The sequence below is a fragment of the Tsukamurella asaccharolytica genome, assembly GCF_007858435.1.
GTDB classification, from domain to species: domain Bacteria; phylum Actinomycetota; class Actinomycetes; order Mycobacteriales; family Mycobacteriaceae; genus Tsukamurella; species Tsukamurella asaccharolytica.
On sequence record NZ_VIGW01000007.1, the window covers coordinates 129,903 to 145,197 of the forward strand.

Here is a 15,295-nt window from a genome sequence, read left to right on the forward strand (position 1 = left end):
TAGCGGCCGCGTCGGACCCCGTTGGGGAAGGCACGGCTGAAGTACAGTGGCGCTCATGGCGGTCACGTTGCACATCACGGGGGAACCCGAGTCGGACGCGGTGCTCTCGGAGCACCCGTTCGCGCTGCTCGCGGGCATGCTTCTCGACCAGCAGTTCCCGATGGAGCGCGCCTTCGCCGGTCCGTGGAAGGTCCTCGACAGGTTCGGCAGTATCGACCCGCGCGACATCGCCGTCGCCGATCCGGCCCGGTTCGAGGAATTGTGCACCACGCCGCCCGCGATCCACCGGTACGGGCGGGCCATGGCCGCGCGCCTGCAGGCGCTCGCGCAGATCGTCGTCGACGAGTACGACGGGCAGGCCGAGCGGATCTGGACGGAGGCCGCCTCGGGCGCGGATCTGGTGAAGCGCATCGAGGCCCTGCCCGGCTTCGGCGCGCAGAAGGCGAAGATCTTCGCGGCGCTCGTCGGCAAGCAGCTCGGCGTGAAGCCGCGCGGCTGGACGACGGCGGTCGGCGACTACGGCAAGGCCGGCTACCGCTCCGTCGCGGACGTCGTCGACGGCGAGTCCCTGCAGAAGGTGCGCGCCTATAAGAAGGAGATGAAGGCGGCGGGGAAGAAGGCGGGAGCATGAGCGGACCGGGTCCGTACGGCGGCCATAACCCGAATGAGCCCGGGCAGGCGTACTCGCAGGCGATCCCGCTGCCCCCTCCACCGCGCGGTCCCGTCGCGCCGGGCCCCGTCCCCGGCGGCGCTCCCCCGCCGCCGCACAAGCCCAACTCGGGCCGCAACCTGATCCTCGCCCTCGTCGCGGTCGCGTCCGTGGTCGCCCTGGTCGCCGCGATCGTCGTGGCGGCGCTCCTCAGCGACTCCAACGGCGCTGAGCCGGGCACCGACGCCGCGTCGGGGACCTCTGGCGCGGGCGCCGTCTTCCGCGTCAACGACTGCCTCTACGACGTGCCCGAGGCGCCGAAAGTGGGCAACTGCGACGACGGCGGCTCGCCGTACAAGGTGACGCAGGTGATGCCCGCCGGCGAGAAGTGCCGCGCCGAGCAGACCTCGATCGCGCGGGGCCGCTGGTACTGCCTGACGCCCAACCTCAACGTGAACTACTGCTACACCGCTCCCGTTCCGGGGACCTGGATCAGGGCCGCCGGGCAGTGCGGCGCGCCCGGCACGATCACCGTGGTCTCGGTGGTGGGCGGCCTCAAGGACTCCGGCCGCTGCTCCGGCGAGTGGGATCGCAGCTACTTCTTCGACGACCCCGTCTACACGATCTGCGCGAAGTCGTACACCTAGGCGCGCCGCCCGTCGGCGTACCGGCCGGAACAGGGCGGTACGGGCGTTGAACTAGGCTGGTCGCGTGCCCGTCACCATGCCACACGACCTCCCCGCCCGGGCCGTCCTGGCCGCGGAGCAGGTCTTCGTCATGTCCGACGACCGCGCGGGCCATCAGGACATCCGCCCCATGCGGATCGCCATCCTGAACCTGATGCCGATGAAGGTCACCACCGAGACGCAGCTGCTACGCCTGCTCAGTAACAGCCCGCTGCAGATCGAGCTGACCCTCCTGCGCATGGCCAGCCACGTCTCGAGGACCACGGCGTCCGAGCACCTCGACTCGTTCTACTCCACCTTCGACGACGTCGCCGACCAGCATTTCGACGGCCTCATCATCACCGGGGCGCCGGTCGAGCGGCTCGACTTCGACGACGTCGACTACTGGCCGGAGATGACCCGGATCCTCGACTGGACGCGCACCCACGTGCAGTCGACCCTGCACGTCTGCTGGGGCGCCCAGGCCGCGCTGTACCACCACTACGGCGTCGGCAAGTACGAACTGCCCCAGAAGCTCTCCGGCGTCTACTCCCACCACCTCACCGAGGCGCGCTCACCGGTCGTCACCGGCTTCGACGATGAGTTCCTCGCGCCCCACTCGCGGCACACCGACGTCCTCGCGGCCGATGTCGAGGCCACCGGCCACGTCGACGTGCTCGCCGTCAGCGAGGAGGCCGGCGTCTACCTCGCGGCCAGCCGGGACGGTCGGCAGGTCTACGTGACGGGCCACCCGGAGTACGACGCGGACACGCTCGCCCGCGAGTACGCACGGGACAGCGAGCAGGGCCTTCCGGTCGCGCCGCCCGCCCACTACTTCCCGGGCGACGACCCCGCCGCGCCCCCGCGCAACCGGTGGCGCGGCCACGGGAACCTCCTGTACAGCAACTGGCTGAACTACTGCGTCTACCAGGAGACGCCCTTCGCGCCCGACGGCCCGTAGGCGGTCAGCCCTGCGCGGGGCCGTCGTCCGTCGGCTCGCCGGCGGCCGGCTCGGCCGCCGCTTCGGTCACCTCCGCCTCGACGACCGGCACGACGATGACCGCCGGAGGCTGCACCGCGGGCGCCACGACCGCGGGGGTGACCGACGGCGCCCCCGCGGCTCGCGCCGGACGGGGCTGCCGCGGCTGCGCGGCCTTGGCCACCTCGCTCGCGGTGCGCAGCGCGAACTTCGGCAGGCTCGAGAGCAAATCGGTGACCGGCTCGGCGACGGTGTTCGCGGCGCCGACCACGGTCTCGATGTCGCCCAGGCGCTGTCCCATCGCCGCGATCGTCGGCGTGAGCTTGTTCATCGCCTCGGTCACCTCCGCGAGCTTCTGCACAACACCGTCCTCCGCGGTGAAGGCGTCGACGATGCCGCCCTCCCGGGTCGCGCGGTCGAGCGGCCCGTCGGGGCGGATCACACGGTCGACGGGCGCGCCGTCGTCGAACAGGTCGGCCACCCGGTCCGCGGCGCCACCGGGTCCGACGACGCGGTGGATGGCACCGTCCTCGCTGAGTAGGTCGGAGACGCGGTGCACGATGTACGGCACGCGTTGCGCGGCGGTGATCAGGTTCTCGTGACGGGTGTCGCCGGCGGACTCGGGGTCGAGCTTGTCCGCGGCCATCGAGACGACGTCGCGCGCGAGCCCGACCGAGGTCTCGGCGGCGGCGAGCCCCAGGCCCGCCGCGGCCAGCCCGACGCGGGCGGGGGCGAGCAGTACTTTCGGAAACTCCATGGATCCAGCGTAGCGCCGATCCGCGATGGCGGAATCGGGAGATTCCCGGAGGGTCAGGTACCGGGCGTGGGGCTCACGACGTAGGTCACGTCACCGTCGTTCGACGAGATGCCGACGGTGAATCCGTGGCCGCGGTAGACGGCCCCGATCCGGCCGGCGTCGAGCGGGACGCCCGGCGCGACGGGGACCAGTCCGGCGGCGAGCAGGGCGCGGGCGGCCGCCACGGTGTCGCGTCCCTCGACGGTGACCCGCCACAGGGCGTGCCCGACCTCGATCGTCTCCGCCCTACGGATCTCCCCGACGACCGGCACCTGCTGCGCCGGGAAGCCCGGGGGCAGGGCGACGGGGCCCGCGGTGGGACCACCGCATCCGACGACGAGCAGCCCGCAGAGTCCGGAGGCGACGAGGGCGGCGCCGGTGCCGGCGCCGCCCTCGTTCGTTCGATCCATGTGCGTCAGAGCGAGATCTTGCCCTCGGCGATCGCGCGGATGAGCTGCTTCTCGCGACGGGCCCGCTTGAAACGCGATCCGATGACGAGCGCGGCGAGCACGGCGACACCGGCCGCGGCGGCCAGCACCGGCGGCTTGGTCACCGTGGCGACCACCGACTGCTGCGCCTGCTCGGCGAGCTTGCGCGGGTCCGCGCGCTCCCCCAGCTGGTCCAGCGTCGCCGCCAGCTGCTCCCGGGCGCGCTCGATATCGCGCTCGATGCTCTCGGTGTCACGTGCCACTTCGCTCTACCTCCGGGTCAGCCGGCCTGCAAATACTTCTCCGACTCTAGACCAGCGGCCGCCGCCGCACCCCGCTGCGGGGCCCGGGCGTCGCGATCCGCCTCCGCCGGGAGGGCGAAGGTCGCCTGGACCTGCAGCCATTGCGCCAGGAGCTGACAGCCCGTGAGCTCGTAGTCCTCGTGTCGCAGCCGCGCGAGCGGCTCCGTCGCGTACGCGGTGTGCCGGTCACCGCGCCGGTTGAAGTCGCGGCCCCGGTACCGCACTCGCGGCAGGTAGCCGAGGATCTCCCGACCGGCGGTGCGCAGCCGGTCCACGTCGCGCCGCCACTGCCGGGAGCCGAACGCGGTGCGGGTGGCGTTCTGGAAGCGGTGCCCGAGGTACTCCCTCGCGGCGCGCGGCGCCCACGTCGCGAGGTCGCGGAGCGCCAGGTAGGCGGTGGCGTCCGCGATGTCGCGGACGAACGAGTCGACGCTCGCGTTGCAGATCACGTCCTGCGGGTGCGAGATCCACTGCAGCGGAACCTCGTCGGGCGCCGCCGGGCCGTCGCCCGCGACGCCGGAGCCGCACAGGGAGGGATCGCTGCCGCGCGGGCGCTCGGGGTCGGAGATCAGGCCGGCGGCGAGCACGTTCGGAGCGCGCACGGGCCCGTCGGCCATGGCGCCCAGCACGCGGCGGATCACGGTGCAGCCCTGCGAGTACCCGATGAGCACGACGGGGCCGCCGGCGTCGGCGATCGCGGCGAGCAGGCGCTCCACGCCGATCGACACGGACTCCGCGAAGGAGATACCGTCCCGCGCGGGGACCGGGCCGTACGAGGCCGGGTAGCCGACCCACTGGGAGTCGAATCGATCGTCGAGCTCGGCCACGACGTGACTGAGCATGCCTGTCACCTCGGTGCGGGGATCGTCGATCCAGGATTCGCCCGTGCCACCGACGGCGAGCACGGTGATCCTGGCCCGGCCGGCGTCCGCCGACCGCCGGGCCGCCCTGCTGTGCACCGTCAGCGTGGTCATGGGGCAACCCTTGCGCCCGTGCATGAGGAAGAGCTGAAATCCATGTTAAAAAACCGATGATGTGTCCGAGCTAACAGCGGCCTCAGCTCTGGCAGGTGGGGCACCAGTACAGGTTCCGCGCCTCCATGACCTCGCTCCGCACGGGCGTGCCGCACACGCGGCACGGGTCGCCGGTACGTCGGTAGACGTAGGTCCGGGGCCGGTCCTCGGCGTACGACGGTGCGCCGTGGTCGTGCTCGGGCCGCACGACGTGCATGCGCCCGCGCTCGACGCCGATCGGCATGAGCGCGACCAGATCCGCCCAGATCCCGTCGAAATCGGTTCGGGCGAGGTCGCGGCCCTCGCGGTGCGGGTCGATGCCGGCGCGGAAGAGCACCTCGGCACGGTAGACGTTGCCGACGCCCGCCATGACCGCCTGGTCCATGAGCAGCGCCCCCACGGGCCGCCGCGACCGCGCGATGCGCCGCCACGCGTCGTCCGGGTCGGAGTCGGGTCGCAGCGGATCGGGGCCGAGGCGGGCGAGCACCCCGTCGACCTCCTCCTCGGTGACGAGCTCGCACGCGGTCGGCCCCCGCAGGTCGGTGCCGCCGCGTGGCCCGACGATGCGCATACGCACCTGCCCGACCGGCGGGGGCGCACCGTCGGACACCTCGAAGTCCGTGAACGCCCCGTACAGCCCCAGGTGGACGTGGACGATCGCGCCACCCTCGTAGCGGTGCCAGAGGTGCTTTCCCCAGGAGTCTGCGCGCTCGAAGACGCGGCCGTCGAGCCGCTTCGCCTCCGGCGCGAATCGCCCCTGCGGACTGGAGACGCGGACGCCCTCGCCCGCGAACAGTGCGTCGTGGGCGAGGGCGAGCCGGTGGAGTGTGTGCCCCTCAGGCACTGACGCCTCCGGCGTGGTCGGGCATCGTCGGTGGCGTCCGGGACCGTCAGGCCTCGGGGGCGCCCGGCACGGCCGGGGCGACGCCCGTGCGCTCGTACTCGGCGAGGATGTCGATGCGGCGCTGGTGGCGCGGCTCCTCGGACCAGGGCTGCGCGAGGAAGGCGTCGACGATCGCGAGCGCCTCCTCCTTGGTGTGCATGCGGCCACCCAGACCGATGAGCTGGGCGTTGTTGTGTTCCCGGGCAAGCTTGGCGGTCTCGACGCTCCACGCGAGGGCGCAGCGGGCGCCGGGCACCTTGTTGGCGGCGATCTGCTCGCCGTTGCCGCTGCCGCCCAGCACGATGCCGAGGCTGCCCGGATCGGCCACCACGCGGGTCGCGGCGTCGATGCAGAAAGCGGGGTAGTCGTCGAGGGCGTCGTAGGTGTGGGCGCCGCAGTCGACGACCTCGTGGCCCGCCGCCGTCAGGTGTTCGATGATCTGGGACTTCAGTTCGAATCCGGCGTGATCGCCGCCGAGGTAAACGCGCATGAGCACAAGTCTGACACGCGTCGCGCGAGCATCCGAAGGCGGCACAGCCTACATTCGATGGCATGGATGACAGCACCGAGCAGACACCGGGCCGGGAGCCGCGGGGCGACTCCTCTCCCACTGAGTCCGCCCGCAGCGGGGCCTTCAGCTCCGAGCCGGACGAATCGACGTTGCCGAGCACCGGATTCTTCCCCGTGGTGCAGCCCGATGAGCCGGCCGCGACCTCCGCTGCCCCCTCCGACGCGTCGACCTCCGCCTTCCCCTCCACCGACTTCCCGACCGACCAGTACCGGGCGGGGGGTCAGGCACTGCCCGAACTCGGCGCGCACGACCCGTCGGTCACTGCGGGCCTGGGCGCGCCCGTCGCGCAGTCCGGCGGTCCGGTGTCCGGCCCGGGATACGTCCCGGGTGGCGCCGTCCCCGGCGGGCACTTCCCCCCGGGCGGTCCCTTCGCGCCGGCGCCGCAGGCCCCGGCCTACGCCGGTGCGCCGCGGCGGCACCCGTGGGAGATCCCGCTGTTGGTGATCGTGATCCTGGTGACCATCCTGATCTACGGCGGGGCGCTGGTGCTCGCCGCGATCGGCGTGGTCAACGAGTACCTGCTGCTGGCACTGGTGGTGCCGATCCTGCTGTGGTTCGGCCGAGGCCTGACGTGGGCCGCGCCCCGGGTCCAGGGCGTGCAGATGACGCCCACCCAGTTCCCCGAGGGTTACCGGATGGTGCGCGAGGCCGCGGCCCGGTACGGCATGCGCGAGGTTCCCGACGCCTTCGTGGTGATCGGCAACGGCCAGATCAACGCCTTCGCCTCGGGCCACGGCTTCCGCCGCTTCGTGGTGGTCTACAGCGACCTGTTCGAGATCGGTGGCGAGGCCCGCGATCCCGACGCGCTGGCGTACATCATCGGCCACGAGGTCGGGCACATCGCGGCCGGGCACGTCTCGTACTGGCGGCAGGTCGGCTCGTTCGCCATGTCCTACCTGCCGGTGATCGGCGCCGCGCTCTCCCGCTCGCAGGAGTACACCGCCGACAACTACGGCTACTTCAACCAGCCCTCGGGCTCCCCCGGGGGCATGGGCGTACTCGGCGCGGGCAAGTACCTCGGCAAGCAGGTCGACTTCAATCAGCTCGCCGATCGCGCGTCCACCGACAAGGGCTTCTTCACCTGGCTGGTGAACCTCACCGCGTCGCACCCGGTGCTCACCTGGCGCGCCGCGGCGCTGCGCAACCGCACCAAGGCCGGCTCGCTGTGGTTCGCGCCGAGCGGCCCGGTGCGCGGCATCGGCGGCGGCGCGGTCGTGCCCGCCGGCCCGGTGCCCACGTACACCAAGCAGGAGGTGCTGGCCCCCGCTCCCGGCCAGGCGCCGCCGGCCCCCGTCGCGTCCGGGCACCTGCACCACGTCCCGACGGCCCAGAGCCAGCCTGCTCAGGGCCAGCCCGCGCGGAACCAGCCCTACCCGGAGGGCGGGTACTTCGCCCAGTGGCAGCAGTCGCAGGGCCACGCCGCGGCGCAGCCCGAGCAGGGCTCGGACGACAAGCCGGGCCAGCCCGGCACCCGACAGAACGGGCCGTCCGGCTCCTGACCCGCTACGACGACGACGAGCCCGCGTTCAGTCGAACGCGGGCTCTTCGTGGCGGGTGCGCTTAGCTCGACGAATGGGGCACGCGTTCAGTCGAACGCGGGCTCTTCGTGGCGGGTGCGCTTGAGCTCGAAGAAATGCGGGTAGCTCGCGAGTAGGACGGCCCCGTCCCACACGCGGCCGGCATCGTCGCCGCGCGGGATGCGGGAGAGAACGGGCCCGAAGAAGGCCGTGCCGTTGACGTGGATGGTCGGCGTGCCCACGTCGTCGCCCACCTTGTCCATGCCCGCGTGGTGGCTCGCGCGCAGGGCCTCGTCGAAGTCGGTGCTGTCCGCGGCGGCGGCGAGGTCCGACTCGAGCCCGGTCTCGGCGAGCGACTCGGCGATCACCGCGGTGAGGTCCTTGTTCTGCTCGTTATGAATCCGGGTGCCCATCGCGGTGTAGAGCTTCGGCAGCACCTCGTCGCCGTGGCGCTGGGCGGCGGCGATGAGTACGCGCACGGGACCCCACGCCGTCTTCATCAGCTCCTGGTAGATCTCCGGCAGGTCGTCGCGGCCCTCGTTGAGAACGGCCAGGCTCATCACGTGGAACTGCACGTCGATGTCGCGCACCTTCTCGACCTCGAGGATCCAGCGCGAGGTGATCCAACACCACGGACACAGCGGGTCGAACCAGAACTCGACACGATCCTTGGCGGTGGACGGGGCGGTATCGGTCACTTCGACTCCTGCTCGTGGGACGGTCTCTTCACGATGATCCTGCTCCCCCGTGCAACGCCGCGCACGCCGATCTGCTTCCCGCGCGGACACGCGGGGACGGCGGGTGGCATTGTGGGACGGGTCGAACCGTGCGTCGGGCCCCGTGTCCGCCGAGTCCAGAAGGAGCGTCCCCTTGTCCGCGCCGAATCTCACCCGGGTCCAGGCCGCCGAGCGCGCCGCCACCGTGGCCGTCTCGCGTTACGCGATCGACCTCGACCTCACCGACGGGGCGGATTCGCCCGGCGAGAAGACCTTCGGGTCGACCACGACGATCACCTTCACGGCGACGCCGGGCGCGGACACCTTCGTCGATCTCATCGCGAGCGGCATCACGGCCACGCTCAACGGGCGGCCCGTCGACACCTCCGGCTACAGCGAGGAGGGCGGGCTGGCCCTGCACGGCCTCGCGGCCGAGAACGAGCTGGTGATCTCGGGGCGCTTCTTCTACTCCAACACCGGTGAGGGCCTGCACCGCTTCGTCGATCCGGCCGATGGCGAGGTGTACCTGTACTCGCAGTTCGAGACCGCCGACGCCAAGCGCATGTTCGCGTGCTTCGACCAGCCCGACCTCAAGGCCGTCTTCGACGTGGCCGTCACGGCACCGTCGGCCTGGACGGTGGTGACCGGCGGCGCGGAGGCGACCCGCGAGCCGCTGCCGACCGGCGCGCACCGCTGGACCTTCGTCACGACCGAGCCGATGTCGACCTACCTCGTGGCGCTCATCGCCGGCCCGTACGCGGTGTGGAGCGACGCCTACACGGACGAGCACGGCACGATCGACCTGCGCCTGTTCTGCCGCGCGAGCCTCGCGGAGTTCATGGACGCCGACCGGCTCTTCACCGAGACCAAGCAGGGTTTCGGCTTCTACCACAAGAACTTCGGCATCCCCTACGCCTTCGGCAAGTACGACCAGCTGTTCGTGCCGGAGTTCAACGCGGGCGCCATGGAGAACGCGGGCGCGGTCACCTTCCTCGAGGACTACGTCTTCCGGTCGAAGGTCACCCGGTACCTCTACGAGCGGCGCTGCGAGACGGTGCTGCACGAGATGGCGCACATGTGGTTCGGCGATCTGGTGACCATGCGCTGGTGGGACGACCTGTGGCTGAACGAGTCGTTCGCGACGTTCGCGTCCGTGCTCAGCCAGGCCGAGGCCACCGAGTACACCTCGGCGTGGACGACGTTCGCGAACGTCGAGAAATCGTGGGCGTACCGCCAGGACCAGCTGCCGTCAACCCACCCGGTCGCGGCCGATATCCCGGATCTGCAGGCCGTGGAGGTCAACTTCGACGGCATCACCTACGCCAAGGGCGCCTCGGTGCTCAAGCAGCTGGTCGCCTACGTGGGCCTCGAGCCCTTCCTCGCGGGCCTGCGCGCGTACTTCGCGGAGCACAAGTTCGGCAACGCCACCTTCGACGACCTACTGCGCGCGCTGGAGGCCTCGTCGGGCCGCGACCTGTCCGACTGGGGCGCCCAGTGGCTCAAGACCACCGGCATCAACGAGCTCGCCCCGTCGTTCGCTCTGGACGGCGAGGGGCGCTTCACCCGGTTCGCCGTGCAGCAATGGGGCGCGGCTCCGGGAGCCGGCGAGACTCGCGTCCACCGGCTGCGCATCGGGATCTACGACGATGACGAGGCGGGCAAGCTGGTGCGCGTGCACCAGGTGGAGGTCGACATCGACGGCGAGCGAACGGATATTCCGCAGCTCGAAGGCGTGCACCGCGGCAAACTCATCCTCGTCAACGACGACGACCTCACCTACGCCTCGGTCCGGCTGGACCCCGCCTCCTTGGAGGTCGCAACGACGCGCGTCGCCGACATCGCCGACTCGCTCCCCCGCACCCTCGTGTGGTCCGCGGCGTGGGAGATGACGCGCCAGGCCAAGATGAAGGCCCGCGACTTCGTCGAACTGGTGCTGGGCGGCATCGGCGCCGAGACCGAGGTGGGCGTGGTGCAGCGCGTCGTGCTGCAGGCGCAGACCGCCGTCGAGTCCTACTCCGACCCGGCCTGGGCCGCCGCCGAGGGTCGCGAGCGGCTCGCCTCGGGCCTGCTCCGGCTCGCCCGCGAGGCCGAGGCCGGCTCGGACTTCCAGCTCGCCTTCGTCAACGCGCTGGCCGCGTCCGCCCTGGGGCGCGCCGAGGTCGACGCGCTCCGGGCGCTGTACGACGGTGCCGAACCCGGCACCGTCGGCCTGGACGGGCTCGCCGTCGACACCGACCTGCGCTGGCGTCTCCTGACCGCGCTGGCCCGGGCCGGCGCCGTGGGCACCGAGGAGATCGACGCCGAGGTACTCCGCGATCCGACCGCGGCGGGCGAGCGCTCGGCCGCCGCCGCGTTGGCCGCCCGGCCCGACATCCGGGTCAAGGAGGAGGCGTGGGAGAAGGTCTTCGGCGACGATTCGCTGTCCAACACGCTGACCCGCGCCATCTCCGCCGGCATCGTCGCGCCCGGCCAGGGCGAACTGCTCGCACCGTTCACCCAGCGCTACTTCGACTCGATCGACCAGGTCTGGGGCCGCCGCTCGTCCGAGGTCGCGCAGACGGTGGTCGTGGGCCTGTACCCGTCGTGGGACGTCTCCGACGAGGCCGTGTCCGCGGCGGACGCCTGGCTCGCGGGCGACAAGCCCCCGGCGCTGCGCCGCCTCGTGCTCGAGGGACGTGCGGGCATCGTCCGCTCGCTCGCGGCGCGGGCATTCGACCGGGGCTGACGCGCAGCCGACCGCGGCCCCGGGATCCGTCGGTCCCGGGGCCGCGGCGTACGGCGGGTCAGCTGATGAACGGGTGGCCGCTGACGGTCCTGCCGGGATCGTCCTGGATGACGTCCCAGTGCTCGACGATCTTGCCGTTGGCGACGCGGTAGATGTCGACGACCGCCCGCACCGTGCCGTCGTAGACCGACTTCGCGTAGACCACCACGATGTCGCCGTCCGCGACGATGCGCACGATCGAGGTGCTGTACTTCGGGTCCTTCACGACGGGGCCGAGCGCCTCGATCACGGCGTCGCGGCCGTCGGCGATCTCGGGGCTGTGCTGGATGTAGTGATCGCCGATGTAGCGCTGCGCGGCGCCCGCGATGTCGCGCTTGACGAAGCCCTCGGTGTAGAACGCCGTCACGACCTCCCGGGGGGTCGACGGGGCCGCGCTCGCCCGGGCCGCGGCGCCCATGACCAGGGCACCTGCCGTGAACACCGCGGCGGCGGCGTTACGGATCGTGCGGTTGAGGTTCATACCGTGTCCCGTCATCAACGCGTCGACAACTCTTCTTCGATCGCAACACGATGTGGCGCCGTGCACAACGTGATCCCGGTCGCCGTACGCTGCACGGGTGGACGCACACCACAATCCCGACACCGCCGAGGCGCTGATGCGGTCCCGGTTCGCCGCGTTCCGCGACGGCGACGTGGCCTGGTTGCTCGCCTCCTGGCATCCCACCACCCGGCCGGCCGAGCTCACCCTCGACGAGGCGGTGCGCTGGCGCGGCCTGCAGATCGTTGACACCGTCGACGGGGCCGCGGTGGACGACTCCGGCATCGTCGAGTTCCGGGCGACCTACGTAGCCGACGGCGTGCACGGGGTGCTGCACGAGCGCTCCCGCTTCGTCCGCGAGGACGGGCGGTGGTTCTACGTCGACGGGGACTTCCCGGCCCAGTAGTCCGGCCCCTTCCTTCAAGAGCGCGCCACCGGAATCCAACACTTAGGTAATCTTGCTATAATATGGCGATGGCGGACAATCGGATCCGAGCGCAATCAGGAGAGATTCACGTTCCGCAGTGGGGTGCCGAGAACGTCCAGTGGTCCCGACGGCGAGTGCTGGCGCGGCTGCTTCGCCGCACGCCGCCGCTCACCGAGGAGTCGATCACCGTGATCGACCAACCCATGCTGAAGCGGGCGATCACCGCAGCGGCGCTCGGCAACATGATGGAGTGGTTCGACTTCGGCGTGTACGGCTACCTCGCCGGCACGCTCGGCAAGGTCTTCTACCCCGATGCCTCACCCACCGCGCAGTTGCTCGCCACCTTCGGCACCTTCGCTGCCGCCTTCGTCGTGCGGCCCCTCGGCGGCATGTTCTTCGGCCTACTCGGCGACAGGATCGGCCGGCAGAAGGTCCTCGCAGCCACGATGATCCTCATGTCGATCGGCACCTTCGCGGTGGGCCTGATCCCCTCCTACGCCGCCATCGGCGTGTGGGCTCCGGTTCTTCTGCTGTTCGCCCGCCTCGTCCAGGGCTTCTCCACGGGGGGCGAGTACGGCGGCGCGACGACGTTCATCGCGGAGTACTCCCCCGATCGCCGCCGCGGCTTCCTCGGAAGCTGGCTCGATTTCGGCACCTTCATCGGCTACTCACTGGGCTCCGCGATGGTCACGATCCTCAACGCGTCGCTCTCCCAGCAGGACATGCTGGCGTGGGGCTGGCGCGTTCCCTTCTTCATCGCCGGCCCGATGGGCCTGATCGGCCTCTACCTGCGCCTCAAGCTCGAGGACACGCCCGCCTTCCGGAAGAAGCTCGACGAGCACGACAGCGCGGTGCACGCCGCTGAATCCGGCAGCCGGGCGATCGCGACGATCGTGAAGAATTTCTGGCGCCCCCTCCTGGTGTGCATCGGACTGGTGATCCTCTACAACGTGACGAACTACATGATCACCGCGTACCTACCCACCTACTTCACCGAAGTCGTGCATCGCAGTCAGCTCAGTGCCGACATGCTGGTACTCCTGTCGATGCTGGTGGTGGTGTCGCTCATCGTCTTCGTCGGCCACCTGAGCGACATCGTGGGCCGCCGTGCGATCTTCGCCGGCGCGGCGATCGCGCAGATCGTGGTCGCGGTGCCGTGCTTCTGGCTATTCGGCCAGAAATCGCTGTGGGCGCCGATCGTGGGATGCATCGCTTTCGGCGTCCTGCTGGCCTGCTTCGCGGCTCCCACCGCGTCGACGCTGCCGGCGCTGTTTCCCACCGCCGTGCGGTACGGCGCCCTCGGCATCGGCTTCAATGTGGCGGTGTCCGCGTTCGGCGGCACCACTCCCCTGGTCACCTCCGCGCTCGTCAGCGCGACCGGCAACGCCGTGGTGCCCGGCCTCTACCTCGTCGCCAGCGGTGTCGTGGGGCTGATCGCGGTGGTCACGATGCGTGAGACCGCCACCCAGCCCCTCATCGGATCGCCGCCGCAGGTCGACACCCCGGACGAGGCGACGGAGCTGTACGCCGAGGCGCGCGACCTCGCCGATGCCGAGCGGTGACCGGCCGGTGTGCCCAGACGCGTGGAAGGCCCACCGGAACGGATCCGGTGGGCCTTCCGCGGACGGAGCGGTTACGCCGTGGGCGGCTTCACGGCCGAGGCCATGACCCGCAGGGCGGCGATGATGCCGTCGATCAGGTCGCCGGCCTGGAAGGGCGGGATCGCCGCGGTCACGCCGAGCTGCGCGACCTTGTCGCCCAGTCGGTCGGCCACGCCGCCACCGGTGAGCACGACGATGTCGCGGGTGTTCGGCGAGACGGCGATGAGCGCGGCGTACTCGGGCTCGGGAGCCTGACGGAGCACCGCCTCAGCGCCGGCGTGCGGGTCGTCGCCCAGGTCGCCGATGTACACCGAGAAGCGCGCGTTCGCGTCGCGGGTCGCGCGGATCAGCGCCTCGTCGAGGCCGATCAGCTCTTCACGGGTGAAGGGCGGGTTGGCCGGGCTGTCGCTCGCCTGGCGGGCCGCCGAGATGCGGCCGCTCGAGGTGATGGCGGTGCCGACGGGCAGCTCGCCCTGCGGCACGGCGACGGTCTGCGTGTGATCACCACTTGCCACGAGCGGCACCCCCGATCAGGTTCTCGTTGTCATGGTCGTCGTGGTGCGCGCCGTGCGGGCCCACGGGCGCCTCGTCGACGGCACTGAACAGCATGGGCTCGCGGGTCCACGGCTCACCGAGCTTGTACTCGCCCGGCTGCTGGTACTTCTCGTTGCGGCCGGTGGCCATCGAGATGACACACAGGACGACGATCACGACCGTCGCCACGATGGTGATCCCGCCGACGATGTTGAGCAAGCTCACTGTGGGCCCCTTTCCTTCTCTGTCGGACGCCCGACGGCGCTGGTCGGTCTTGCAGACAACTTAGCCTATGCCGCATCGAGGTCGAGATACCGACTCCACATCGGGTCGACCTCCTTCAGCGTGGAGAGCAGTCGCCAGTGCCGCCCCTGCGGCGGACGCGGCTCGGTGCGCAGCGTCCAGCCGATCTCGGACAGGAGCCGGTCGGCCTTGCGGTGGTTGCAGGAGGCGCAGCACGCGACGCAGTTGTCCCAGCCGTGGCCGCCGCCGCGCGACCGGGGCAGGACGTGATCGATGGTGTCGGCCTTGCCGCCGCAGTATCCGCAGCGGAACCGGTCGCGATGCATCAGCGCCGCCCGGGTCATGGGCACCTGGGCCCGGTACGGGACCCGGACATAGTTGCGCAATCGGATGACCGACGGCACAGACAGCGAACGGTCCGCTGAATGAACCAGCGGACCGTTCGGATCGTCGTGGACCACATCGGCCCTATCCCTGAGCATGAGGACTATCGCCCTCCGCATCGATATCGCGGTCAGTGGCTCGTAGGTGGCGTTGAGCAGCAGCACCCGGCGCTTGCCCCACACCGCACCGGAGGAACGGGAGTCGTCGGCGAGCGCCTGTGTCGCGGGGCCACCCGCGGCGTGCGATCGCTTCATCGACACTCCTCACCGTCACGCGCACCCCGCCAGGAGGCCGGGGTCCCTGTCGCCTCTAGTAGTGCACCAC

At 71.0% G+C, this 15,295-nt stretch carries 17 protein-coding genes and 1 pseudogene; 7 read left to right on the plus strand and 11 right to left on the minus strand.

Going from position 1 to position 15,295, the window contains the following annotated elements; all coding sequences use genetic code 11:
- Positions 1–55 precede the first annotated feature (55 nt).
- The 3 genes from FK529_RS14335 to metA all read left to right on the plus strand — a co-directional run bounded on the left by FK529_RS14335 (position 56) and on the right by metA (position 2,275).
- Entirely contained in the window at positions 56–631 is a 576-nt protein-coding gene (locus tag FK529_RS14335) for an HhH-GPD-type base excision DNA repair protein (protein ID WP_146562330.1), read from the plus strand.
- Complete coding sequence (locus tag FK529_RS14340) at positions 628–1,296, plus strand: hypothetical protein (protein WP_146562332.1); 669 nt, start codon at positions 628–630, stop codon at positions 1,294–1,296. The genes FK529_RS14335 and FK529_RS14340 overlap by 4 nt, the downstream gene beginning before the upstream one ends.
- A 64-nt stretch (positions 1,297–1,360) precedes the next feature.
- Positions 1,361–2,275 (plus strand): homoserine O-acetyltransferase MetA, encoded by a 915-nt coding sequence (gene metA / locus FK529_RS14345; protein ID WP_146562334.1) that lies wholly within the window; start codon positions 1,361–1,363, stop codon positions 2,273–2,275.
- 4 nt (positions 2,276–2,279) lie between these two features.
- On the opposite strand, the gene FK529_RS14350 is transcribed toward metA, so the two are convergent.
- The 6 genes from FK529_RS14350 to FK529_RS14375 form a co-directional block, all read right to left on the minus strand.
- Entirely contained in the window at positions 2,280–3,050 is a 771-nt protein-coding gene (locus tag FK529_RS14350) for a hypothetical protein (RefSeq protein WP_146562336.1), read from the minus strand.
- A gap of 53 nt (positions 3,051–3,103) precedes the next feature.
- A complete protein-coding gene (locus FK529_RS14355; RefSeq protein WP_146562338.1) occupies positions 3,104–3,499 on the minus strand; it encodes a hypothetical protein in 396 nt (131 codons plus the stop codon).
- A 5-nt stretch (positions 3,500–3,504) separates the two neighbouring features.
- A complete protein-coding gene (locus tag FK529_RS14360; RefSeq protein WP_146562340.1) occupies positions 3,505–3,780 on the minus strand; it encodes a DUF3618 domain-containing protein in 276 nt (91 codons plus the stop codon).
- Between the two features lie 17 nt (positions 3,781–3,797).
- A complete protein-coding gene (locus tag FK529_RS14365) occupies positions 3,798–4,793 on the minus strand; it encodes a PE-PPE domain-containing protein (RefSeq protein WP_146562342.1) in 996 nt (331 codons plus the stop codon).
- Positions 4,794–4,875: 82 nt separating this feature from the next.
- A complete protein-coding gene (locus FK529_RS14370; RefSeq protein ID WP_146562344.1) occupies positions 4,876–5,676 on the minus strand; it encodes an Fpg/Nei family DNA glycosylase in 801 nt (266 codons plus the stop codon).
- A 46-nt stretch (positions 5,677–5,722) separates the two neighbouring features.
- Complete coding sequence (locus FK529_RS14375) at positions 5,723–6,205, minus strand: ribose-5-phosphate isomerase (protein WP_146562346.1); 483 nt, start codon at positions 6,203–6,205, stop codon at positions 5,723–5,725.
- 509 nt (positions 6,206–6,714) lie between these two features.
- Between FK529_RS14375 and FK529_RS20610 the strand changes: the two are divergent.
- Positions 6,715–7,641 (plus strand): annotated as a pseudogene (locus tag FK529_RS20610) (M48 family metallopeptidase); the annotation flags it as partial.
- A gap of 230 nt (positions 7,642–7,871) precedes the next feature.
- On the opposite strand, the gene FK529_RS14385 reads toward FK529_RS20610, so the two are convergent.
- Complete coding sequence (locus FK529_RS14385; RefSeq protein ID WP_146562350.1) at positions 7,872–8,501, minus strand: mycothiol-dependent nitroreductase Rv2466c family protein; 630 nt, start codon at positions 8,499–8,501, stop codon at positions 7,872–7,874.
- Between the two features lie 172 nt (positions 8,502–8,673).
- On the opposite strand from FK529_RS14385, the gene pepN reads away from it, so the two are divergent.
- On the plus strand, positions 8,674–11,244 hold the full coding sequence (gene pepN, locus FK529_RS14390; protein WP_146562352.1) for an aminopeptidase N: 2,571 nt from the start codon (positions 8,674–8,676) through the stop codon (positions 11,242–11,244).
- A 58-nt stretch (positions 11,245–11,302) separates the two neighbouring features.
- Here the strand turns inward: pepN and FK529_RS14395 are convergent, their stop codons facing one another.
- Complete coding sequence (locus FK529_RS14395) at positions 11,303–11,764, minus strand: nuclear transport factor 2 family protein (RefSeq protein WP_158635125.1); 462 nt, start codon at positions 11,762–11,764, stop codon at positions 11,303–11,305.
- 97 nt (positions 11,765–11,861) lie between these two features.
- Between FK529_RS14395 and FK529_RS14400 the strand changes: the two genes are divergently transcribed.
- Together FK529_RS14400 and FK529_RS14405 are read left to right on the plus strand one after the other, a co-directional pair.
- Entirely contained in the window at positions 11,862–12,188 is a 327-nt protein-coding gene (locus FK529_RS14400) for a YchJ family protein (RefSeq protein WP_269432096.1), read from the plus strand.
- Between the two features lie 68 nt (positions 12,189–12,256).
- Positions 12,257–13,771 carry an MFS transporter gene (locus FK529_RS14405; protein ID WP_146562356.1) on the plus strand — a complete coding sequence of 505 codons (1,515 nt, stop codon included), beginning with the start codon at positions 12,257–12,259 and terminating at the stop codon, positions 13,769–13,771.
- Positions 13,772–13,842: 71 nt separating this feature from the next.
- Here FK529_RS14405 and FK529_RS14410 read toward each other — a convergent pair whose 3' ends face one another.
- The 3 genes from FK529_RS14410 to FK529_RS14420 all read right to left on the minus strand — a co-directional run bounded on the left by FK529_RS14410 (position 13,843) and on the right by FK529_RS14420 (position 15,225).
- Positions 13,843–14,325: a DUF5130 domain-containing protein gene (locus FK529_RS14410; RefSeq protein WP_146562358.1), complete on the minus strand. Its 483-nt coding sequence runs from the start codon at positions 14,323–14,325 to the stop codon at positions 13,843–13,845.
- Positions 14,312–14,569: an aa3-type cytochrome oxidase subunit CtaJ gene (gene ctaJ / locus FK529_RS14415; RefSeq protein ID WP_231703088.1), complete on the minus strand. Its 258-nt coding sequence runs from the start codon at positions 14,567–14,569 to the stop codon at positions 14,312–14,314. Before ctaJ ends, FK529_RS14410 begins: the two co-directional genes overlap by 14 nt.
- A gap of 65 nt (positions 14,570–14,634) precedes the next feature.
- On the minus strand, positions 14,635–15,225 hold the full coding sequence (locus tag FK529_RS14420) for an HNH endonuclease (RefSeq protein WP_146562360.1): 591 nt from the start codon (positions 15,223–15,225) through the stop codon (positions 14,635–14,637).
- Positions 15,226–15,295: the final 70 nt, after the last annotated feature.